Consider the following 21,726-nt stretch of genomic DNA (forward strand, 5'->3'; position numbering starts at 1 on the left):
TCAACTCCTAAGCCCCGGTCAGGCTTTGCAGCTGCAAGATCGGCAGCAGGATGGACAGGATGATGACGGCGACGATCGCGCCCATCATGATGATGATGATCGGTTCCAGCATGGCGAGCGCGGTCGAGGTGAAGGCGTCGAATTCGCGTTCCAGATAGTCCGCCGCCCGCTCCAGCATCGTGTCGAGCCGCCCGGCGCTTTCGCCGCTCGCGGCCAGATAGACCAGCAAGGGCGGAAACACCCCGGCCCGCCTGAGCGCCGCCGACAGGCTGCCGCCGCCACGAATGGCCTCGACAATATCGTCCGAAGCGTGTCGCAATACCCGATTGTGAACGGTGTTGGCCGTCAGTGTCAGCCCCTCCAGCAGGGGCAGGCGGCTTGCCACCATGGTCGACAGCGTCCGCGCCATCCGCGCCGCGTGCAGATCGCGGGTCAGCTTGCCGATCACCGGCAGCCCCAGCAGCATCGCATCGAACCGATAATGGAACCGCTCATTCTTCATCGCCCGCCAGAAGCCAAGAGCCGCCAGCCCGGCCAGGATCAGCAGCAGCCACCACCAACCCGCCAGAAAGGCCGACAGGCCCATCACCATCCGGGTCAGCAACGGCAATTCCTGCCCCACCGTATCGAACTGCTCGACCACCTTGGGCACGACGAAGATCATCAGAGCCGCGACGACCAGCACGGCAAAGCTGGCCAGCACCGACGGATAGGCGATGGCGGTCAGCACCTTGGAGCGCATCTGCGCCTGCCGCTCCATCAGGTCCGACAGCCGTTCCATGATCGCGGGCAGGCTGCCTGAACTTTCGCCAGCGGAGATCATCGCGCGATAGAGGGGCGGAAAGCTTTTGGGTTCGACGCCCAGCGCTTCGGCCAGTCGTCGCCCTTCCATCACGCCGCCATGCACTTTGCCGACAATAAGCCGAACATGGTCCTGCTCGCTCTGCCGCCCGATCGTGCGCAGCGATTCCTCCAGCGGGCTGACCTGGGTCAGCGTCGCCAGTTGCCGGGTGAACAGCGTCAGTTCCTTGGGACTGAGGCGCGGGGTGCGCAGCGACAGGCCAGTGCGTTTGCGGGCGACCTCCACCGCACCGGCGCTGAGTTCGACAATGAACAGCTTGCGCGCGTCGAGCTTCGCCCGCGCATCCTCCAGCGTTTGCGCCTTCAGCGCGCCTTTCCGCTCCTTGCCCGCCGGGTCGATCGCGACATAGTCAAATTCAGCCATCGGCGATGGTTTCCGCGTCCACGCTGTCCCGCCGCGACACGCGGATGGCCTCTTCGGCCGTCGTCTGCCCGTCACGTACCAATGCCCGCGCCGCCGATCCCAGATTGGGAGCATTGAGGAAAGCATGGCGCGCGATCAGCGATTCATCGCCACCATCGTTGATCAGGCGTCGGATCGTATCGTCCACCCGGATCGCCTCGAACACGCCGATCCGGCCTTTATAACCCGTGCCGCCACATTCGCTGCAACCTCTGGCCCGATAGATGATCGTGCCGGGGTCGAAGCCCAGCAGGGCGCTGGCGGACTTGTCCGCCTGCACCGGTTCGCGGCAATGCTGGCACAGTCGCCGCACCAGCCGCTGGGCGATGACCGCGCGCAGGGTGGAGGCCAGCAGAAAGGGTTCGACCCGCATGTCGCGCATCCGCGTGATCGCGCCGACCGCATCATTTGTGTGAACGGTCGACAGCACCAGATGCCCGGTCAGCGACGCCTGCACCGCAATTTCCGCCGTCTCGCGATCGCGGATTTCGCCGACCATCACCACGTCCGGGTCTTGCCGCAGGATTGCGCGCAACCCGGCAGCGAAGGTCAGCCCGACCTTGGCATTCACCTGCGTCTGTCCCACGCCCTCCATCGCATATTCGACCGGATCCTCGACGGTCAGGATATTGCGGCTGCCGTCGTTGAGCTGACGCAAGCCTGCATAGAGCGTGGTCGTCTTGCCCGATCCGGTCGGCCCGGTGACCAGGATGATGCCATTGGGTTCGCTGAGGCCTTCGCGGAAAATCCGGTCCGGCACGCCGTTCATGCCCAGCAGGTCGAGCGTGATCCCGGCATTTTCCTTGTCCAGGATACGCAGCACCACCCGCTCGCCCGCCCGGCTCGGCAAAGTCGATACGCGCACGTCGAGCAATTTGCCGCCCAGCGTCAGGCCGATGCGCCCATCCTGCGGCACGCGCCGTTCGGCGATGTCGAGCCGCGCCATCACCTTGACCCGGCTGACGACCACCGGGGCGACATGGGGCGGCATCCGCAGCGTTTCGCGCAATACGCCGTCGATCCGCATCCGCACGACCAGGCCGGTTTCATAGGGTTCGATATGAATGTCCGACACGCCCTGCCGCGCGGCTTCGGCGATGATGCCGTTGATCAGGCGGATTGCGGGCGCATCATCGGCGCTGTCCAGCAAATCGTCGGCGGTCGGCATGTCGGCGGCCAGCATGTCCAGTTCGTCCGCGCCCATTTCGATCGACCCGGCCATGGCCGCCGCGCTACCGTCCATCGCATAATGGTTGGACAGATGCCGGTCGAATTCGGCCTGATCGACGAAACTGACATCGAAACTGCGCGCCAGATGACGACGGACTTCCAGCAAGACCCGCGGATCGCTGCCTTCGCGCACTGCGATCGACAGGCGCTCGCCCTCCTGCGGCAACAGCACCACGCCATGCTTGCGCGCAAAGCCATAGGGAATGTCGATGGCGCGTGGATGGGCTGATGCAAAAGCCTCGTGTTCCTGCGCAGGCAGGAGCCCAGGGTTCTGGACACGGCCCTCTCCGCCCTGGGCTCCTGCCTGCGCAGGAGCACCTTGCCCATTCTCGCTCACTTGCGTTCTCCGCTTGCCGGTATCTCGACCGGGCGCACCACGCCGCTTGACTGGCGCACGGTCGGTTCGATCATTTGCGGCGCATCCGGCTGCACCATGGCATCGCCCGGTTGCGGCGCGACTGGCGGGGTCGCGCCCATATAGTCGCGGACCAGTTCGTCGATCGTCGGCTCCATGTCGGGATTGCGCTGTAACTGCATGTTGCGGACATAGCCGTAACGCTGCTGGGTCAGCTTCTGCGCATCCTCCTTCGACCGCAGGATGGTCGGGCGGATGAACACCATCAAATTGGTCTTGGTCCGGCTGCGGCTGCGCGATTTGAACAGTTCGCCAAGGCCCGGAATGTCGCTGAGCAAGGGAATGCGCTCGATCGTCTTGCGCTCATTATCGTCCAGCAATCCGCCCAGCGCCAATATCTCGCCATCGTCGACCGTGACCGTGGTTTCGATCTCGCGCTTGTTGATGATGAGGTCGCTGCTGGAGTTGCTGACCGGCCCGGCCACGCTCGACACTTCCTGCCGCAGAAACAGTTTGATTGCGCCGCCGGTATTGATCTGCGGCTTCACCTCCAGCTTGATGCCGACATCCTGCCGCTGGACGGTGCGGAACTGATTGTCGAAATTCTGGCTCAGCGCTTCCCCGGTCGTCACCGGCACCTGCTGGCCGACCAGGATCGACGCCTTCTGATTGTCCAGCGTCATCACCGACGGCGTGGACAGAAGATTGCTTTCCGTATCGGATTTCACCGCGTTGATGATCGCGCCGAAAATCCCGTTCTTGCCGATACTGCCGCCCAGCCCGGCAATCGCGCCGGTTGCGCTGGTCAGGCTGTTGAACGCCGATTGCTGGAGCGTACTGGCCAGATCGCCGCTATTTTGCACTTCGGTCGTGGTTTGCGTACCATCGGGCGCCACCACCGTGGTTTTGGTCGTGCCCAGTTGCGTCGCGCCATAGGCGCCCGCCAGCGTCAGCAGATTGGGCGAGGCATTGCTGTAATTGGTCGCGGCAAAGCCGGTCGATGTGCTGCCGATCAGGAATTGCACGCCCAGCTTCTTGGCCGCTGCATCGCTGATTTCGACGATGATCGCTTCGACCAGCACCTGTTCGCGGCGCGTGTCGATCTGGCGAATGGTTTCGCCCAGCATCCGCTGCACGTCGCTATTGGCCGCCACAATGATGGCGTTTGCGCCCTCATAGCGGGTGACGATCGCCGGGCCGCGCGTGGAAATACCGCTGCCGCTGGAGGAGGAGGATGCCGCCACAACCGGCGCGGCCGCCGCGCTCGCCGGGGCAGCGCCGCCCGCCGCCGGGGTGGAGGCGGTTACCGGCTGGCTGGTCGATTGCCCGACCAGTTGCTGCAACACCGGCAGCAATTTTTCGGCATCCGCATGTTCCAGCCAATAGACCCGGATTTCGGTGCCGCTCGCAGCCTGCTGATCGAGTTGCCGGGCCATCGCGGCCAGGCGTGCTACCGTGTTGGCATCCCCGCGGATCGCGATGGCATTGCTACTGTCGATCGGCACGACGGTCGCAGCCGAAGGGGCGGCATTTTCCCCGCCGCCGCTTTCCACCAATGCCTGGAGCGATGTCGCAATTTCCCGCGCACCGGCATTTTTGAGCATCACCATCTGCGTCGATGAAATATCGCGATCGACCCGTGCGATGACTTGCCGGATACGGGCGATATTGTCGGCATAGTCCGCCACCACCACGCTGTTGCCAGCGCGATTGGCGGTGACCGACCCGTCCTTGCTGACCAGCGGGCGCAGCGTTTCCAGCGCGCTCGCCGCGTCGATGGAGCGCAGGCGGAACACCTCCGTGACGAAACTGTTGCGATTGGCCGCACGGCCAACACCGCTGGGCTGCCCCGCCGCGCCGTCGGCGGGCTGGATGCGATATGCCCCGCCGGGGGCTGGCACCGCGACCAGGCCGTTGGCGCGTAGCGTCGACAGCACGATCTCGAAATATTCGGATCGCGACAAGGGCCGGTCGGTGACGACAGACACTTTCCCCTGCACCCGATTGTCGATGATGAAGGTGCGGCCCGTCACGCGCGCAGCGTCCTGAATGAAGGCGCGAATATCGGCATCGCGAACGTTCAGCGTCTGCTGCGCCATGCCCGGTGCGGCCAGAACCAGCGCAAGCGCGGCGGAAAGGGGAAGGAAATATCTGGTCATTGGCCTTGCACTATGAGGTTCACCGAAGCGACGGTCGCACCGCGCTCCACGGTCAGGGACAGGCGCGCGCCGGGCGCGATCTGGTTCTGCACGGACTGAAGGTCGCCCACCGGCTGGCCGTTGATCTGGCTGATAATGTCGCCGGGCCGGAAACCGGCGCTGGCAAAGCCCGGCCCCTTCGCGCTGACCACCAGACCCGTGACCCGGCCATTCTGCATCCGGGGCGCAAAGGCGATGTCGCGTTTCAGACTGTCGGCGGTCGGGCCAGCCGCTGCCGGGGGCGAAGATGGCGGTGGCGACGCTGGTGGCGATGCCGGTGCTTCGCCCCCTTCCGGGGCGGCCGTGGGCACCGGCGCCGACTGGTCGAGGAATATCTGCTCCTCCGCCCCGCCCCGGTCGATCGTCACATGATCGAACGAAACCGATTTCAGCACCACGCCGGGCAGGATCTCATCCCCCACGGCAAAACTGTTCTGCACACCGTCCGGCGCGGCGATGATCGCCGACCCCAGGCCCGATCCTTCATTCAACCGGATGCCATAGAGTGTCAGCGCCAGCGACGTGACGACACCCTTCCCTGCCGTTTGCGGCGCGCCGCTGCGAAAGAAAGGATCGAAGCTGGCGAACAGCGCCTGTCGCGCGGCGGGAGGCAGCAGTTGCGCCTGCCGCCCTTCCCATGGGCCGAAACTGCCGATTGGCGTCACAACAACCCAAGCCAGCCGCACCAGTTGCAGCGCCAGCAGGGCGATCAGCCCCTTTTCCAGCAACGCCAGCCCGTCAATCGACCGGCCCCGCAACCTGTTGGCGATCGCCACCCGCATCTGCCCGCTTGCCCCTTTATGATGGGACCGCTGCTAGGCGCTTCGTCTTACGGCTGGATGACAGTCATATGACCTATTTGTGACAGGCGAAATTCCGCTGTCATGATGCTTGCATTTCCGGTCCCGGTCAGTAGCAAAATCGCCCTCTCAGGCCATGCTTGCGAGTATTATGTCCGATCATCCCGCCGCTCCCGATGCCGATCCTGCGTGGATCGCCAGCCATGCCCGCGTCCAGCGCGTCCCCAGCCGGGATCTGACGCTGTTCATCCGGCGCGATTTTCTGTCCGCCGCCGAATGCGCGGCGCTGATCGAGCGAATCGAAGCAAATCGCCGCCCGTCCACCATCGCGGATGCCAATGGCGACGGCTATTTTCGCACCAGCGAAACCTGTGACCTGGACCATGGCGACCCGTTCGTGGCGACGATCGACGCGAAACTGGCGGCCTTTGCCGGGATCGACCCCGCCTATGGCGAACCGATCCAGGGTCAGCGCTATTATGTGGGGCAGGAGTTCAAGGCCCATACCGACTATTTCGATCCCAAGGGTGCGGACTATCCCAAATATTGTTCGGTCGCGGGTAACCGCACCTGGACCCTGATGGTCTATCTGGACGAACCCAGGGCAGGTGGCGCGACCCGCTTTCCCAAAATCGGCAAGACCGTCCAGCCGGAAACCGGCAAGCTGCTTGCGTGGAACAACCGGATTGCGCCGGGCCAGCCCAATCCCGCGAGCCTCCACCATGGCATGAAGGTTCGCGTGGGCGTGAAGAATGTCATCACCAAATGGTATCGCGAAAAGCCGTGGGGATAGCCTGACGCAAAACGACCGGCCCGCCTGAAACGGACCGGTCGTCTTGTCGGTGACGGGACCGCCTTCGCGGCCCCGTTCATGTCAGAAGGCCACCGTCATCGATGCAGCGATGGTCGTGCCGATCTTGTAGCGGTTATAATAGACGCGGTTGCCGTCCTGTTCCTGGAACTCCTGGAACTTGCGGCCCAATATGTTGCGCGCCTCGAACTTGACTTCGCTGTTGATGCCACCGGGCAGCTTGACCCCCTGGCGCGCCACGAAGTCGAGCTGGATGCCCGGCCGTTCCTTGATGTCGGGCTGAAGGTTGGGACCACGGCTGGTCACGCGATCGCTGGCATAGGTCAGCAGGAAGGTCTGCTGCGACAGCGTATCGGTGTCCTCCAGCCCCAGTTGCAGGTTGACCAGATGGTCAGACTGCCCCGTCAGCGGCACGCCGTTCAGGAAGAAGTCGGACGCCGCCGGCGGCTCCCCGGTCGTGTAGGTATAGGGAATGGTCGTGTCCCCGGCGCCGACCTTCAGCTTCGACTGGGTGTAGGTATAGTTGCCGATCAGCGCGATGCGCCGGCTGACGAAGAAGCTGGAATCCGACAGGGTATCCAGCGGCACATATTTCTGCACTTCCACTTCCGCGCCATACAGCGTCGCTTCGGGTGCATTGGCGAAGCTGGTCGTGACATTATAGGTGTCGGTGATGGTCGTGTAGGTTTCGATCGGATTGTCGATCTTCTTGTAGAAGGCCGCCGCCGTGATCCGTTCATCCTTGCCCATATACCATTCGGCCCGGATGTCCGCATTCCACAGCTGGCTGTCCTGCAGGAACGGGTTGCCGCGGAAGAAACGGTTGGATTCAGTGTCGAGATAGGGCTGGGCGATCAGTTCGCGGAATTGCGGACGGGCGATGGTCTTGGACCCGCTGGCGCGCAGTTGCAGACCCTTGGCCGCTTCGAACGTGAAGGTAACGGCAGGCAGCCAGTAATCCTTGCGGATTTCGTTGAACGGCGTCAGCCCGGTGTTGTAAACGTCAACACCCGTCACCGACATTTCGCCCTTTTCGTAGCGAACGCCTGCATTGACCGACAGGCCGGCAAACAGGTCCGCCTGCACCTGGGCATAGCCCGCATGGGTGCGCAGCGCCGCGTCATAGACCGGATAGTTACCCGAAAATTCGAGCAGGCCGAGATCGTACAACTGGATCGTCGCATCCGACAGCAGATAGTCCGGGCGCAACTGCTGCACCGGCACGGGCAGGTTGACGGCATCGAAATGCAGCTCATAGCGCGACGAACGACGCTTGGTGTCGTTGAAGGCATAACCCGCCGTCAGCGAGAAGCCCGGCGCGATCTTGTAGCTCAGGTCGGCGCCTGCAAACCACAGATCTTCATTGAGGTCGCTGAAGGTAACGGACGCATCGCCGCGCTGACGGTTGAGCGCATTGACGAAACGGTCGCCAACCGGATCAGTCGCCAGGTCGCGATTGCTGCGGACGTAAGTGAATTCGCGCTCATAGGGCGCTTCACGCTGCGAATTGGCAAAGCCGCCGCGCATGTCGAGGCTGAGGGCATCGGAGAGTTTGAATTCACCGACCAACTGGGTGTCGATCAACTGACGCTCATACCAGCCGGTGCTTTGCGTCAAATAGTCAGCGCCCTGGATCAAACCGTCATTCTGACCGATGGTCAAAGCGCTGCGCTTCAACGTGTCGCGAATATAAAGGTTGGTCCAGCGCAGCTTCTGCTCACCCAGTTCCAGGCCCAGGCCAAGAAGCCCGTTGACCGTGATTTCATTATCGGTCGCGACCTGCTGATAGCTTTTGCCAGCCCCCTGCGACACGTCAAGCGAGGATTGCTGGAGATTGTCGCGGGTGCGCCACTTGTTGCTGTAGGATGCGGTAGCGATCACGCCCAGCCGCCCGTCGCTGCCGACATCAACCGCCGTGCCGCCATTGAGCGACGCGGAAAAGTTGAACGGCAGGCTGTTGGTCCGCTGCACGACCGACGTGTCGGCATTCAGGAACTGCATCGCAATTGCCTGCTGATCCGTCCGGCTGATGTTCGGGAACGGCACGCCGCTGGCAAAGGCCTGCTTGAGCAGCGGCGGCACATCGCGCGAACTGTCGTCAAAGCCGGTCCAGTCGGACTTGGACCCATAATGGGTATAGCCCAATTGGCCGGACGTTTCGGTGTTGGCCGAACTGCCAAAGCCGATTTCCAGATAGCTTTCGGCCGGGATCGCCTTGGTCGTCAGATTGATGACGCCGCCGCCAAATTCGCCGGGGAAATTGGCTGAATAGGTTTTCTGCACCAGCGTCGATGCGATCACGCTGGTCGGGAAGATGTCGAGTGGCACGACGCGCTTCAGCGGTTCCGGGCTTGGCAGCGGCGAACCGTTGAGCAGCGCGAGCGAATAGCGATCACCCAGGCCGCGGACATAGACATAGCCGCCGGATACGACCGACAGGCCGGTGACGCGCTGGAGCGAACCGGCAATATCGCCTTCGCCCGTCCGCTTGATGTCGGCCGCCGACAGCACGTTGACCACCTGCGGCGCGGCCTGCGACACGTTGGTCGTGCGGCGGCCGGTGACGACAATGTCCGCGCCGGGGATCGACACGTCGACATTGCCTGCATCGGAATCGGCCTGTTCGGCGGCGGTCGGCGTGCCGGATGTAACGGCACCGCCAGCATCCGCGCCGGTCGTGCCAGCGGGGTCGGTTTGCGCCAGGGCCACAGGTGCGACCAGGGCGGATGAAATCAGGAGCAGGCGCGCCAGGCTGAGCGGCTTCGACATGCTAGGGGTCCCCCTTTGGGAATTGCAGTGCAAAAGAAGGCGGGGAAGCGCAGATGCACGCTCCCCCGCCCCTGTTGAGGTCGTGGGTCCGATCAGGTCGTCGGGATCGCCGTGCAGCTCTTGCTGGTGCTGCCGAAGCTGGCAGTTGCCGAGTTGCAGGTCCAGCCGGCATACCAGGTGTCGCTGCTGTCCTTCACCGCACCGATATAGTTGGTGGTGGTGAAGGCACTGTCGATCGTCTTGGGGTCGATCGCCACTACAGCGGTTTCCGTTGCCCCGTTGATGAACAGGCTGGTCAGCGACGGGGTGTAGGTGAAGCTGCTGTTCGCACCGGCAGTGAAGATCGACTGGACCAGCGCTGCATCGACGCCCGTGCCAGTGCCCTTGAAGGGCGTGCCGTTGCACTGCATCACAACCGAGATGTAGCGCGGCTTGCCGGCATCCTGAAGCGCGGTGTCAGCATCACGCACAGCGGCGGCGCCGTTGATGCGCAGGCAGCTCTGGTTGGGGCTGACGATGATGCCGTTGACCAGCGCCAGATCGGCGCCGCCGCGCAGCAGCATCGAAGCGCCGTCGTCGCCGGTGTTGGAACGCTGGATATGCGTGAAGTTTGCAACCTTCAGATACTGGCGGGGCAGCACATCTTCGCCGTTGTTGGAGGCCGAACCACCGTTCGAGTCGGTTTCGAGGAAGGTGTCCCCGATATTATTGCCTTCCCGCTGAACCGAGATGACAAACTGCGCCGTGCCGCGGAAGCCGACATCGGTATCCAGATTGTCGTCTTCGTTCCCGGTCAGCACCAGATAACGCATGTTGGCCGAGCCACCAAAGGCTTCGATGCCGTCGTCGGAGCTGTTGTGGATCTGGATATGGTCAAGAACCGTGCCAGTGCCAACGCCCGAAGGCGTGAGGCCTTGCAGTTCCTTGCCGTCAGCCAGCACGAAACCCGAATAGCGGATCTGGACATAGGACATGCGGCCCGAACTGTCGGCGTCATTCGCGCCGCCATAGAGCGCGTTGCTGCTGCCTTCGGTGTCGCGTTCGCACGCCGTGGTTCCTGCCGCTGCGGCCGGGGCCAGACAGTCGGTGATCTTCGCGCGGCCCAGCAGCACGACGCCACCCCACTGGCCAGACGACTGGTCAGTCGTGGTCCCCAGCACATTTTCACGGCTGGTGAAAACGATCGGCTGCGACGCGGTGCCGACAGCGTTGATCTTGTTGCCACGATTGACCGCCAGATAGGCGTTGCCGGTCGCGGCGAAGATGGTGACGCCCGGATCGATCGTCAGCGTGACGTCAGTGTTGGTGCTGGCAGCGCCCTGATCGGTGCCGACATCGACGCGGCCGGGCAGCGAATAGATGACGCCCGGAACCTTGGCGATCGCGGTCGAGCTGGTGAAGCGGGTCGGGAAACCGCAGTTGCGCCACGTATTCCCACCATCGGAAATGGTGCCGAGGTCGGCAAGCTGCGCGGAACCGGCGATGGTCGGGCAGTTGGCAGCCGGGGTCACGCCGGTCGGCGTGGGGGTCGGCGTAGGCGTAGGCGTAGGCGTGGGGGCCGGGGTCGGCGCGGGGATGACAATGGTGCCCTCGCCCGGCGAAGCGATGTCGTCAGCGCCGCAGGCGCTCAGGCCTACGCAGGCGCAGCTCGCCATCAGGATCGTGTGGATACGGTTAATCTTGGCCATGTCGTCTCCGCTCCGGTAAAATACCGGGATTGTTGCTGTGCGGAGCGCAGGGGATATGATTCGGACAACGCCCCCTGTCGCCCTCCGAAGGGGCAGTTAGGGACGTCCGGTGACAGGCTTGTTCTGATTTGGTGACGAAACAGCGTCACTAAAATGACAGTTTAGTGACTTGCGTTATGCTTTCATGACAAGGGCGCGGTTAAGCCCCGCGCCCCGTGCAATTGCTTGAAACAGAATGCCTCGATCAGCGCGACGCATAAACCGGCGTCAGACGGCTCATCGCCCGCCGCGCCACATCACGCGAGGATTGTTCGCTGCCGTCGGCCATCACCAGCGTCATTTCCGGGGAGAAGCGCGCGGACTTATAGGCGGAGCGGGCATCCACCATGCGCCCCATGCCCGCATAGGCATTGCCCAGGTTGATGAGGCGCGCGGGGTCATTGGCGCTATCGGGCCACACGGCCTTCAGCCGCTTGGCCGCCTTTGCATAATCGCCAGCCGTCAGATCGCGCGCGGCAAGGCCGCCGTCGGGAACGCCGACCACGATCACATCCTCCGGCGCACTCTGCGCCATGGCAGGCGAGACGCAAGCGAGAGCAAAACCGGCGATGAGGGCGACCTTCAGCATCATATTTCTCCAGCAAAACCTTCTAACTATAGCCCTGATTATTTCATTATGATGACATTTGAGCAATAGCGGTTCGATGGTCGAAAAAGGATTTTCTTTTACGTAAAAACAGACACTTATAATTTTTTCTTCATAATGTCATAAAAGTGTAATCGAACGGATGCGCAGAGTCGATAGCGATTCGCGCGGTGCTGGCCGGTTTCGCGCTGCGCGGCGACGGGCACAGGTTCAGCGTCAGGCAATCGACCAAGCGACGCCCGCCAAACGATGACAGCAAAGGGGATGAAGGTCCGGGAGGTTCTGTTGCCCGGCCCTCCCGGAGGCCGCTGAATTCCCTTCTGTTGCCCGGTGGGTTCAACCGCGCTATTTTAGAATGAAGTCAGGCCGTTAGGCCCTCATTCACGCTGCAATGGCGAGTGCTTCGTTATCGTTGGCACTTATGAGTTTTGCACAGTTTAACGGCTTACACGGGCCGGGTAAAAACATCGTCTTTGAACACACGTCGATCCTAGTTCGGCCCCGTCAGACATCCCGTTCAGCCCATGGGTCGACCGGGATATGTGGTGGAACCGCCGGGTACTGCCCCCGGGTCCGCTGCGTCTATTACACGACACAATTTATCACCATAGCCGGGCGAACCCGGCACGACCCATATGGGCGTAAAGTTGCGCCTTTTCAAGCCGCCGCATGAGGGAAGGCCCATGTGCATCGTGACAATGGCATGGGCGGCCCATCATAGAGCAGCCGACTGCCGAGACCATGATGGCGTTCGCCTGGCCGCTTTAGCGCAGCACCGACCGAGGCTGGCGCGCGAGATGCAGCGAGGAGCGTACGACCGGCGACTCGATCAGCCTGGTTTTCATGAGGTCGCGCATCCGGTCGGCCCCATCAGGGTTCAGCATCACCACGCGGGTGCCGCCCGATGTCAGCGCTTCGATGGTGGATATGGCCAGCGCGTGCCTGGTGCAGAGCGCCTGCACATCGGCCAGCGGCGCGTTGACGTTGATCGCGCGGCTCATGCGTCGCGGCCGACGACAGGGGTGATGGAAAGACGAACATATTGGTCCAAGAGAAAGCGCCTTGCTGGCAAGCGGGAGCGCTGGTGTCTCTCGGTCACGCGAATGCTTGCGGGCAGGGTTCGCGTCGATAGGCTGGCTTTAGCAGAGGCATGTGTTCCCGTCGCGACATTTATGGCGCAGCCCGCTTCCCCTTGCCGCGCTGCCTCTCTATAGCCCTGATCCCATGATCCTCGTCATCGACAATTATGACAGCTTCACCTGGAACCTGGTCCATTATCTGATGGAACTGGGCGCGCGGGTGGAGGTCGTCCGCAACGACGCCATTTCGGCGGGCCAGGCGCTCTCCAGCGGGGCAAAGGCCTTTTTGCTCTCGCCCGGTCCCTGCACCCCCAATGAAGCGGGCGTCAGCCTTGATCTGGTCGCGGCTTGCGCCGACGCGGGCGCGCCGCTGCTGGGCGTGTGCCTGGGTCATCAGGCGATCGGCCAGCATTTCGGTGGCAAGGTCGTGCGCGGCGGCCTGATGCATGGCAAGACATCGCCCGTCACTCATAACGGCACCGGCCTGTTCGCCGGCATCCCCTCCCCCTTCACCGCGACCCGCTATCACTCGCTGATCGTCGATGATATTCCGGACAGCCTGGTCGTCAATGCAACCAGCCAGGACGGTTCGGTCATGGGCTTTCGCCACGCGACGCTGCCGATCCATTCAGTCCAGTTCCATCCCGAAAGCATCGCCACGGAATATGGCCATGACATGCTGGCCAACTTCATGAAGATAGCGGGCATGAAGGTGAAGGCGCGCGAAGCGGCCTGACCGGGGCCCCCTCCCACCCCTCTTCAATGCGGGGCTAGGCCGCTTTCCACGCCGGTCTTGTCATGCAGCGCGAAGCGATCGACAATGTCCGCACTGGCGCGATTATAGCCGATCACATCGACCGTGCAGCCGTCGCGGCGCAGACGCGCGATGATCTTGTCGAGCGCGCCAACCCCCGAAATATCCCAGAAATGCGCGCCTGATACGTCGATCAACACAGGCGTCGATCCATCTTCGGCTTGGAAGGCGCTGGTAAAGCGATCGACCGATGCGAAGAATATCTGGCCGACGACATTATAGGTCACATGGCCCGTCGACACTGTGCGTTCCACCGCGAACATCCGCCGAACCTTGCCTGCAAAGAAAATGCCCGACAGCAGGACGCCCGCCAGTACGCCCAGCGACAGGTCGCGTGTCGCGACCACGACAACCACCGTCGTCACCATCACCACCGACGATGTGGGCGGATGGCGGCGCAAATTGGCGATGGAATTCCAGCTGAACGTGCCGATCGACACCATGATCATGACCGCCACCAGCGCGGGCATGGGGATCTGCCCGACAAATGGCCCCAGCACCGCCAGCAAAAAGAGAAGGAATGCGCCTGATACAAAGGTGGAAAGACGACCGCGTCCGCCCGATGTCACATTGATCACCGACTGGCCAATCATCGCGCAGCCGCCCATGCCGCCAAACAGCGCCGCGACGATGTTGGCGCTCCCCTGCCCTGCGCATTCGCGCCGCTTGTCACTGTCGGTATCGGTCATGTCATCGACGATCTGCGCCGTCAGCAGCGATTCGAGCAGGCCGACAGCCGCCATCGTCAGCCCATATGGCAAGATGATCTGCAAGGTTTCGAGCGTGAATGGCACCATGGGAAAGGCAAAGCTGGGCAGCCCTTCCGGCAACTTGCCCATGTCGCCGACGGTGTTGACGGACAGGCCCATGCCGATGCTGATTGCGCTCAACGCCAATATGGCGACCAGCGGCGACGGCACAGCCCTGGTCAGGCGTGGCAAAAGATAGATGATCGCAAGGCCGCCCGCGATCATGGCGTAGGTTTCCCAGCCGACATTGGTCAATTGCGGCAATTGCGCCAGGAAGATCAGGATCGCCAGCGCATTGACGAACCCGGTAATCACCGACCTGGACACGAACTGCATGAGCAGGTCCAGCCGCAACAGCCCCGCAATGATCTGGACAATGCCCATCACGATGGTCGCGGCGAACAGATATTCGACCCCATGGTCGCGAACCAGCGGCATCACCAGCACGGCGACCGCCGCCGTTGCGGCTGAGATCATGCCTGGCCGACCGCCGGTAAAGGCCACGACCATCGCAATGACGACCGAGGCATAGAGGCCGACGCGCGGATCGACGCCAGCGATGATCGAAAATCCGATTGCTTCGGGAATGAGGGCGAGCGCAACGACGATACCCGCCATGACGTCCCGACGCGCAGCCTGTCCGTCACTGAACCATTGCTGGCGATAGCGTGTCAAAAAATCTGTCATCTGAAAATTCCACATCAGGGCATATCGCGCCGGGATACAGGCGCTGGCGTAAGAACATGCGTGATGTTGTCCGGCGGATCGGCGGCCGGAATAGCCACCCGGAATTTCACCGGGTCCTTGCGAATGTCGCGGTTCATAGCGGGGCGACGACCGATTGCAAGGTCGGGGTTTGGCCGAGCGACTGGCCCCCACACGCAAAATTGCCGTCGCCACCCCTCGACTCACTACCCCGCTGATGATTAAGGCAAGCGCGATGACCAGCCTGCCCGATCCTTCCAGTCCGCTTGATGCGCAGGCCGCCGCCCGCGCCTTCGACGTGCTGTTCGACGCCGACCTTCCCGAAGCGGACATCGCCGCTTTTCTCGTCACCATGGCCCGGCGCGGCGAAACCGCGATCGAAATCGCGGCTGCCGCGCGCGCCATGCGCGCCCGGATGATCCCGGTCACCGCCCCGGCAGGCGCTATCGACGTGTGCGGCACCGGGGGCGATGGCCATCATACCCTCAATGTTTCGACCGCCGTGTCGCTGGTCGTCGCAGCCGCTGGCGTCCCCGTCGCCAAGCATGGCAACCGCGCGGCATCCTCCAAGGCGGGTGCAGCCGACACGCTCGAAGCGCTTGGGCTCGACCTGGACCGGGCGGCGGCCAGCGCCGAAAAGACGCTGGCGGAGATCGGCATCTGCTTCCTCTTCGCGCAAAATTACCATCCCGCGCTCAAGCGGCTCGGCCCGATCCGCAAGGCGATCGGCGAACGGACCATCTTCAACCTGATGGGACCGCTCGCCAACCCGGCCGGGGTACGCCGCCAACTGGTCGGCATCGCCCGCCCCGCCTATGTTCCCATCTATGCGCAGGCGCTTGCCGAACTGGGCGTCGACCGGGCCATGATCGTGTCGGGCGATGAAGGGCTGGACGAACTGTCGCTGGCAGGCGGCAATGACATTGCCGAAGTCGCGGGCCATGGCGTCGTTGCCATGCATCGCCTGTCCGCTGCCGATCTGGGCCTCTCCACTGCCCCGGTCGATGCGATCCGCGGCGGCGACGCAGCGCATAACGCCGCCGCCCTGCGCGCGCTGCTGCTGGGCGAGCCGGGCGCCTATCGTGACGCCGTGCTGCTCAACGCCGCAGCCGCCCTTGTCGTGGCCGACGCGGTTGCTGACCTTAAGGAGGGCGTGGAGGAAGCGGCCGAGACGATCGACCGCGGCCTTGCCAATGCCCTGCTCAATTGCTGGATAGCCTATCAATGACCAACAAGCTGATCGAGATTTGCGATTTCAAGCGCGAGGATGTCGCCCGGCGCAAGGCCGCGAATTCGCTGTCGTCGCTCCACGCCCGCGCCAGCGAACAGACGCCCCCGCGTGGCTTTCGCAAGGCGCTGGACGACGCAGCCCGTTCCGGCTTCGGCCTGATTGCGGAGATCAAGAAAGCCAGCCCGTCCAAGGGGCTGATCCGCGAAGATTTCGATCCCCCCGCCCATGCGCAGGCCTATGCCGCTGGCGGCGCGGCCTGCCTGTCGGTGCTGACGGACGAACCCTATTTTCAGGGCCATGACGATTATCTGATGGCGGCCCGCTCCGCCTGCGCGCTTCCCGTACTGCGCAAGGATTTCATCGTCGATCCCTGGCAGATTTTGGAAAGCCGGTCGCTGGGGGCCGACGCGATCCTGATCATCGTCGCCGCCCTTGACGACGGGCAGATGGCGGAGATTGAGGATGCAGCGCTTGGGCTTGGCATGGACGCGCTGATCGAAGTGCATGACGAGGCGGAAATGGAGCGCGCGCTCAAGCTGCGATCCCGCCTGATCGGCGTCAACAATCGCGACCTGCGCGATTTCAGCGTCGATTTCGCCCGCACCTATGAACTGGTGGGCAAGGCGCCTGCCGGTTACACATTCGTCGCCGAAAGCGGCCTTGGCAGCCATGCCGACCTGACCGCCATGGCCGATCATGGCGTGCGCTGCTTCCTGGTTGGCGAAACGCTGATGCGGCAGGCCGATGTCGAAGCGGCGACGCACAGCCTGCTGACCGGCGCGTGACGGGCCTTACCCATCTCGACGCGGACGGCGCGGCGCGCATGGTCGATGTGTCGGCCAAGGCGGTGACCGCGCGGGAAGCGATTGCAAGTGGCCGCATCGACATGATCGCCGATGCCGCTGCCGCGATTGCGCAGGGACTGGTCAAGAAGGGCGACGTGCTGGCGGTCGCGCGGGTCGCGGGGATCATGGCGGCCAAGCGCACGGCCGACCTCATCCCGCTTTGTCACCCGATCGCGCTGAGCGCCGTCAATATCGACTTCGATCTGGACGAAAGCGGCGTGACCGTCACCGCTACCGCGCGCACCGCTGGCCAGACGGGCGTGGAAATGGAGGCGCTGACCGCTGCCTCTGTCGCGCTGCTCACCATCTATGACATGGCCAAGGCGCTCGACAAGGGCATGGTCATTGGCCAGGTCCGCCTGATCGCCAAGAGCGGTGGCAAGTCGGGCGACTGGCGCGCGGCATGAGCCTGCTGCCCGTCGCCGAGGCGCAGGTTCGCCTGTTCGCCCTTGCGAGCCCGCTGCCAGCGGAAACAGCGCCGGTCGCCGCCTGCAACGGACGCTGGCTGGCCAGCGACCTACTGGCGTTGCGCAACCAGCCCTGGGCCGATCTGTCCGCGATGGACGGCTATGCCGTACGCGCCGCTGAATGGCCGGGGCCATGGCAGGTCACTGGCGAAAGCGCGGCTGGCGGCGCTGTGCCTGCGCCGCTGGCGCCCGGACAGGCCTGCCGCATCTTCACCGGCGCGCCCCTGCCAGCAGGCGCAGACGCGATCCTGATTCAGGAAAATGCCACCCGCGAGCGCGACCGACTGACCGCCAGCGACGATCCTTTGCCTGTCGGGCGCAACGTCCGCCCTGCCGCGTCGGACTTTGCCATGAACGCCCTGTTGCTGGCAGCCGGGAGCGCCCTTACGCCCGCGCGCATCGCGCTCGCCGTGCTGGGCGGCCATGGGACGCTGCCCGTCGGTCGCCGCCCCACGGTCGCGCTGATCTCGACCGGCAACGAACTTGTGCCGCCCGGCGCGCCGACCCCGGCGGGCAGCCTGCCCTCTTCCAATGCGGCCATGCTGGCGGCGATGCTGGCAACCCTGCCGTGCGACGTCATTGATCTGGGCATCGTTCCCGATGATCTTGATGCCATGACGGCTGTACTGAACCGCGCGGCGTCGGCGGACATCATCGTCTCTACCGGCGGCGCGTCCGTCGGCGATCATGACATGGTCCGGCCTGCCTTCGCGCAGGCGGGCGGCACGCTCGATTTCTGGAAGATCAGGATGCGGCCGGGCAAGCCGCTGATGGCCGGTACCATTGCCGATGCCGTATTTTTGGGCTTGCCGGGCAATCCGGTCTCTGCCTTTGTCACCGCAACGCTGTTCCTGTTGCCGCTGGTGCGCCATCGCGCGGGATCAACCGCGCCGCTCCCGCGCCTGAGCGAGGCGCGCCTTGCCGCGCCGCTGCCTGCGACCGGCGATCGCGACGATTATCTGCGCGCCTATCGAGGGGAGGCCGGGATCGTCTCCGTCACGTCGCAGGACAGCGCCGCCACGGCCGCCATGGCGATAGCCGACTGCCTGATTGTCCGCCCTGCCGGTTCATCGATCGCCGCGGCAGGCGACATTGTCACCATCCTGCCCCTGACGGACTGATCGACCGTTCGATTGAACCCGGTCCCCATGGCCGGATGCGCCGCTTCCGGTCAGTTGTTGCTCGCTTGACTCGCCTCCTTCCGTTTCCTATGTGTTCCTTATACGTTCCATGGAGGACCGCAGGCATGTTGACCCTCAAGCAGCAGGAATTGCTGAGTTTCATCCAGACCCGGCTGGAGGAAGGTGGCGTATCCCCTTCTTTCGAGGAGATGAAGGATGCGCTCGACCTGCGATCCAAGTCCGGCATTCACCGGCTGATCAATGCATTGGAGGAACGCGGCTTCATCCGCCGCCTGCCCAATCGCGCCCGCGCGCTGGAGGTGTTGAAGCTCCCCGACGCCATGCACCGCGCCCCTGCGCCGGTTGCTCCGGCCAAGCCGCAACTGGCGCCCAGCCTGCCGATCGCTGCCAATGACGTCATTGAAATCCCGCTGCATGGCCGTATTGCCGCCGGCGTCCCGATCGAGGCGATGGAGGGGCAGAATATGCTGTCCGTCCCCGCCGCGCTGCTGGGGGCTGGCGATCATTATGCGCTGGAAGTGTCGGGCGATTCGATGATGGAGGCAGGGATTCTGGACGGCGATTTCGCGCTGATCCAGCGCACTGATGTCGCCCGCGAAGGCCAGATCGTCGTCGCCCTGATCGACGATGCGGAAGCGACGCTCAAATATTTCCGCCGCGAAGGACAGCGCGTCCGGCTCGACCCCGCCAACAGCGCCTATGAACCGCAAATCTATGATCCGCGACAGGTGCGAATTCAGGGCAAGCTGGCGGGACTGCTGCGCCGCTATAATTGAGGCCGTTATGACGGGTGACGGCGAGGGCGCGGTGCGACGATCCAGGGATGAGCGTCGCCCGCCATCCTCACCGTGCTGATCCGCGCATCGTCCAGGTCAATGGCAATGCCGCCGGTTCGCGCCAGCATCCGTCGGTCGATCTTCAACCAGCGCGGGCGACACCAACGGGGCAGCGCGCGATCGGCAATGACGATGTCGGCGGCGGCACATTCCCGGCTGAACAAGGCCCGTTCGACCAGCATATCGCTGCGGGTGGCCAGCACATGCCAGCGCCGCCCGCCCGCCTGTATCCCCACTGCGCACAAATCCGTCGAGCAGCGCGCCTGCCGCAGGTCCGCCATCGCTTCGATCGGCCCGTCATAGCCCGCGCTCTCCGCCAGCGTGTCGCGCACATAATCGCCTGCGCCCGCGCGCAGCAGTGCCATGCCGCCTGTCGATGTCCGCACCGCGACGTGGCGGCCATCGCTCGTCACCAGAATATCGGGCGGTGATAGCAAAAGCACGCCGGTCACGCCGATCGCCACTGGCCCAAGGCCCAGCCAGCGCCACCCGCTGCGCCACAACAGACACCAGAGCAGCCCGCCGATCATCAGCGCGAACAGCCAGGATGGCACCGCCGGCGTCAGCATTGTCGCCATTGGACTGGCGGCGACGCCATGGGCGACCAGCAGCAACAGGTTCAGCGTCTGCGCGGTCATCCACCAAAAGGGGGCGCCCAGTCCGACAAGATCGAACAGCAACGCCAGCGCCTCCAGCGGCATCACGACAAAGGTAGTCAACGGGATGGCGACGAGATTGGCGAACGCCCCCAGCATCCCGGCTTTGTGAAAATGGAACAGCGCGATTGGCATCAGCACCAGTTCGACGACAATGCCGGTCATCAGCATTGCCGCCAGCACCCGCCCCGCCCTGCGCGCCCACCCCTCATCCCGCGCGCTGGTCAAGGCGCGAAAACGCGGATGCTCGGCCAGCGCAACCAGCGCGGTAACGGCGGCAAAGCTCATCTGGAAACTCGGCCCCGTCATCGCTTCGGGCCAGAAGGCCAGGACGATGAGCGCGCCCACCGCGACCAGCCGCAACGTGATCGCGTCGCGCCCCAGCGCCAGCCCGCCCAGCACCAGCAGCGCGGCGATGCAGGACCGCAGTGTCGGCACTTCCGCCCCGGTCAGCAGCGTATAACCAATCCCCGCCAGCGCCCCGCCCGCCGCCGCGATCAGCATCAGCGGCCAGTCGAGCGCCGCTCGCTGGCTCAACGCCATCGCCCGCATCAACAGGAAAATCACCGCGCCGATCAGCGCCGTCACATGCAACCCGCTGATCGAGAGCAGATGGGCAAGCCCACTACGGCGCATCGCTTCGGCATCGGCCTCCGCAATCGCGCCCTGGTCCCCCGTCGCCAGCGCCACGGCAATGCCCTGCGCCGGCCCGTCCACCTGCCCCCGAATATGCGCGAACAAGCGCGCCCGCAGCGGCGGCGGCGCGGTTGACGGGCGTAGGACGTCAATCGGTTTCAGCGCCTTGCCAGTAGCGCCAATCCCCTGAAAATAGGCACGCGCGGCAAAATCATAGCCACCCGGCACGCTGGGCGGGGCTGGCGGCATCAAACGGACGCGAAAGCGGATCACCGCCCCCTCGCCCAATCCGGCCGGAACATCCGCCTCGGCAATGTTGACTCGGATCGTGGCTGGCAGGCCCGGCGCGTCGACCGGACGCAGCATGGCCCGCACCATCTGTTGCGCGGGAACCGCCCGAACCGCCATCACTTCACCCGTCACCACGGTGAAGACCGCCCGCGCCAGCGGCGGCTGCCCCAACAGGACCGCTTTCCCCCATATCAGCGCGCATCCGATGCAGGCCAGCATTCCGCCCGCCACGATCATGCGCCGCAGCCGCGCGCCATCGGGCAGCAGCGACCCCAGGCAAGCAAGCGCCAGCGCACCACAGCAAAAGGCCAGCCACCCGGCCCTGTCGGGCAGCAGGAACCAGGCGGCGATGCCCGCGCCCAGCGCGATCGGCACCCATAGGGGAATTTGCTCGCGCTCCGTCTCCAGCCAGCTTTCCACCCGCGAAAACGCCCCGCGCAACCACGCCGCAGCCCCCCACCAAAGGGAGGTTTGTCGTGGCTCAAAAGCCATGCTAGGGGGCGACGCATTCATG

Annotated in this window: 18 protein-coding genes, 1 other RNA gene and 1 other annotated feature; of the genes, 7 read left to right on the forward strand and 12 right to left on the reverse strand. The window is 64.1% G+C overall.

Features of this window, described 5'->3' with window-relative positions; genetic code table 11:
- Positions 1-7: 7 nt before the first annotated feature.
- The 4 genes from gspF to IWY39_RS03925 form a co-directional block, all read right to left on the reverse strand.
- Positions 8-1,225, reverse strand: a complete 1,218-nt coding sequence (gspF, locus tag IWY39_RS03910) for a type II secretion system inner membrane protein GspF (RefSeq protein WP_107125115.1) — start codon at positions 1,223-1,225, stop codon at positions 8-10.
- The gene (gspE, locus tag IWY39_RS03915) at positions 1,218-2,705 is read right to left on the reverse strand and encodes a type II secretion system ATPase GspE (protein ID WP_051034327.1); all 1,488 of its coding nucleotides are present in this window, start codon (positions 2,703-2,705) and stop codon (positions 1,218-1,220) included. Before gspE ends, gspF begins: the two co-directional genes overlap by 8 nt.
- Before the next feature lie 122 nt (positions 2,706-2,827).
- Positions 2,828-5,008, reverse strand: a complete 2,181-nt coding sequence (gene gspD, locus IWY39_RS03920) for a type II secretion system secretin GspD (protein ID WP_107125114.1) — start codon at positions 5,006-5,008, stop codon at positions 2,828-2,830.
- On the reverse strand, positions 5,005-5,829 hold the full coding sequence (locus IWY39_RS03925; protein WP_107125113.1) for a type II secretion system protein N: 825 nt from the start codon (positions 5,827-5,829) through the stop codon (positions 5,005-5,007). Before IWY39_RS03925 ends, gspD begins: the two co-directional genes overlap by 4 nt.
- Positions 5,830-5,998: 169 nt before the next feature.
- On the opposite strand from IWY39_RS03925, the gene IWY39_RS03930 reads away from it, so the two are divergent.
- On the forward strand, positions 5,999-6,640 hold the full coding sequence (locus tag IWY39_RS03930; RefSeq protein ID WP_107125112.1) for a prolyl hydroxylase family protein: 642 nt from the start codon (positions 5,999-6,001) through the stop codon (positions 6,638-6,640).
- 81 nt (positions 6,641-6,721) lie between these two features.
- Here the strand turns inward: IWY39_RS03930 and IWY39_RS03935 are convergent, their stop codons facing one another.
- The 5 genes from IWY39_RS03935 to IWY39_RS03955 form a co-directional block, all read right to left on the reverse strand.
- Positions 6,722-9,427 carry a TonB-dependent receptor domain-containing protein gene (locus tag IWY39_RS03935; protein ID WP_107125111.1) on the reverse strand — a complete coding sequence of 902 codons (2,706 nt, stop codon included), beginning with the start codon at positions 9,425-9,427 and terminating at the stop codon, positions 6,722-6,724.
- A 92-nt stretch (positions 9,428-9,519) separates the two neighbouring features.
- Positions 9,520-11,115, reverse strand: coding sequence for a hypothetical protein (locus IWY39_RS03940; protein WP_107125110.1), 1,596 nt, complete (start codon positions 11,113-11,115; stop codon positions 9,520-9,522).
- Between the two features lie 244 nt (positions 11,116-11,359).
- Positions 11,360-11,743 (reverse strand): tetratricopeptide repeat protein, encoded by a 384-nt coding sequence (locus IWY39_RS03945; RefSeq protein WP_026149798.1) that lies wholly within the window; start codon positions 11,741-11,743, stop codon positions 11,360-11,362.
- A 327-nt stretch (positions 11,744-12,070) separates the two neighbouring features.
- Positions 12,071-12,426: a transfer-messenger RNA gene (gene ssrA, locus IWY39_RS03950) on the reverse strand.
- 99 nt (positions 12,427-12,525) lie between these two features.
- A complete protein-coding gene (locus tag IWY39_RS03955; protein ID WP_107125109.1) occupies positions 12,526-12,762 on the reverse strand; it encodes a hypothetical protein in 237 nt (78 codons plus the stop codon).
- 223 nt (positions 12,763-12,985) lie between these two features.
- Here IWY39_RS03955 and IWY39_RS03960 point away from each other — a divergent pair, with 223 nt between their 5' ends.
- Positions 12,986-13,576, forward strand: a complete 591-nt coding sequence (locus IWY39_RS03960; RefSeq protein WP_107125108.1) for an anthranilate synthase component II — start codon at positions 12,986-12,988, stop codon at positions 13,574-13,576.
- A 23-nt stretch (positions 13,577-13,599) separates the two neighbouring features.
- Here the strand turns inward: IWY39_RS03960 and IWY39_RS03965 are convergent, their stop codons facing one another.
- Together IWY39_RS03965 and IWY39_RS24300 are read right to left on the reverse strand one after the other, a co-directional pair.
- Complete coding sequence (locus IWY39_RS03965) at positions 13,600-15,090, reverse strand: SulP family inorganic anion transporter (RefSeq protein WP_181316774.1); 1,491 nt, start codon at positions 15,088-15,090, stop codon at positions 13,600-13,602.
- A gap of 14 nt (positions 15,091-15,104) precedes the next feature.
- A complete protein-coding gene (locus IWY39_RS24300; protein ID WP_019053649.1) occupies positions 15,105-15,227 on the reverse strand; it encodes a hypothetical protein in 123 nt (40 codons plus the stop codon).
- Positions 15,155-15,210, reverse strand: a sequence feature (sul1 is cis-regulatory element that is thought to sense ions involved in sulfur or methionine metabolism; They are found in Alphaproteobacteria). Its footprint overlaps the gene before it by 56 nt.
- Positions 15,228-15,343: 116 nt before the next feature.
- Between IWY39_RS24300 and trpD the strand changes: the two genes are divergently transcribed.
- The 5 genes from trpD (at position 15,344) to lexA (ending at position 19,569) form a co-directional block, all read left to right on the forward strand.
- Complete coding sequence (gene trpD / locus IWY39_RS03970; RefSeq protein WP_107125155.1) at positions 15,344-16,336, forward strand: anthranilate phosphoribosyltransferase; 993 nt, start codon at positions 15,344-15,346, stop codon at positions 16,334-16,336.
- Positions 16,333-17,124 carry an indole-3-glycerol phosphate synthase TrpC gene (gene trpC, locus IWY39_RS03975; RefSeq protein WP_107125106.1) on the forward strand — a complete coding sequence of 264 codons (792 nt, stop codon included), beginning with the start codon at positions 16,333-16,335 and terminating at the stop codon, positions 17,122-17,124. Before trpD ends, trpC begins: the two co-directional genes overlap by 4 nt.
- Entirely contained in the window at positions 17,121-17,591 is a 471-nt protein-coding gene (gene moaC, locus IWY39_RS03980) for a cyclic pyranopterin monophosphate synthase MoaC (RefSeq protein WP_107125105.1), read from the forward strand. Before trpC ends, moaC begins: the two co-directional genes overlap by 4 nt.
- A complete protein-coding gene (locus tag IWY39_RS03985; protein WP_107125104.1) occupies positions 17,588-18,772 on the forward strand; it encodes a molybdopterin molybdotransferase MoeA in 1,185 nt (394 codons plus the stop codon). The genes moaC and IWY39_RS03985 overlap by 4 nt, the downstream gene beginning before the upstream one ends.
- 125 nt (positions 18,773-18,897) lie before the next feature.
- Positions 18,898-19,569 (forward strand): transcriptional repressor LexA, encoded by a 672-nt coding sequence (lexA, locus tag IWY39_RS03990; RefSeq protein WP_107125103.1) that lies wholly within the window; start codon positions 18,898-18,900, stop codon positions 19,567-19,569.
- Positions 19,570-19,574: 5 nt separating this feature from the next.
- On the opposite strand, the gene IWY39_RS03995 is transcribed toward lexA, so the two are convergent.
- Positions 19,575-21,704, reverse strand: a complete 2,130-nt coding sequence (locus tag IWY39_RS03995) for a ComEC/Rec2 family competence protein (protein ID WP_181316773.1) — start codon at positions 21,702-21,704, stop codon at positions 19,575-19,577.
- Between the last annotated feature and the right edge of the window lie 22 nt (positions 21,705-21,726).

The sequence above is a fragment of the Sphingobium sp. JAI105 genome (assembly GCF_015752145.1).
In the GTDB taxonomy this organism is placed as follows: domain Bacteria; phylum Pseudomonadota; class Alphaproteobacteria; order Sphingomonadales; family Sphingomonadaceae; genus Sphingobium; species Sphingobium xenophagum.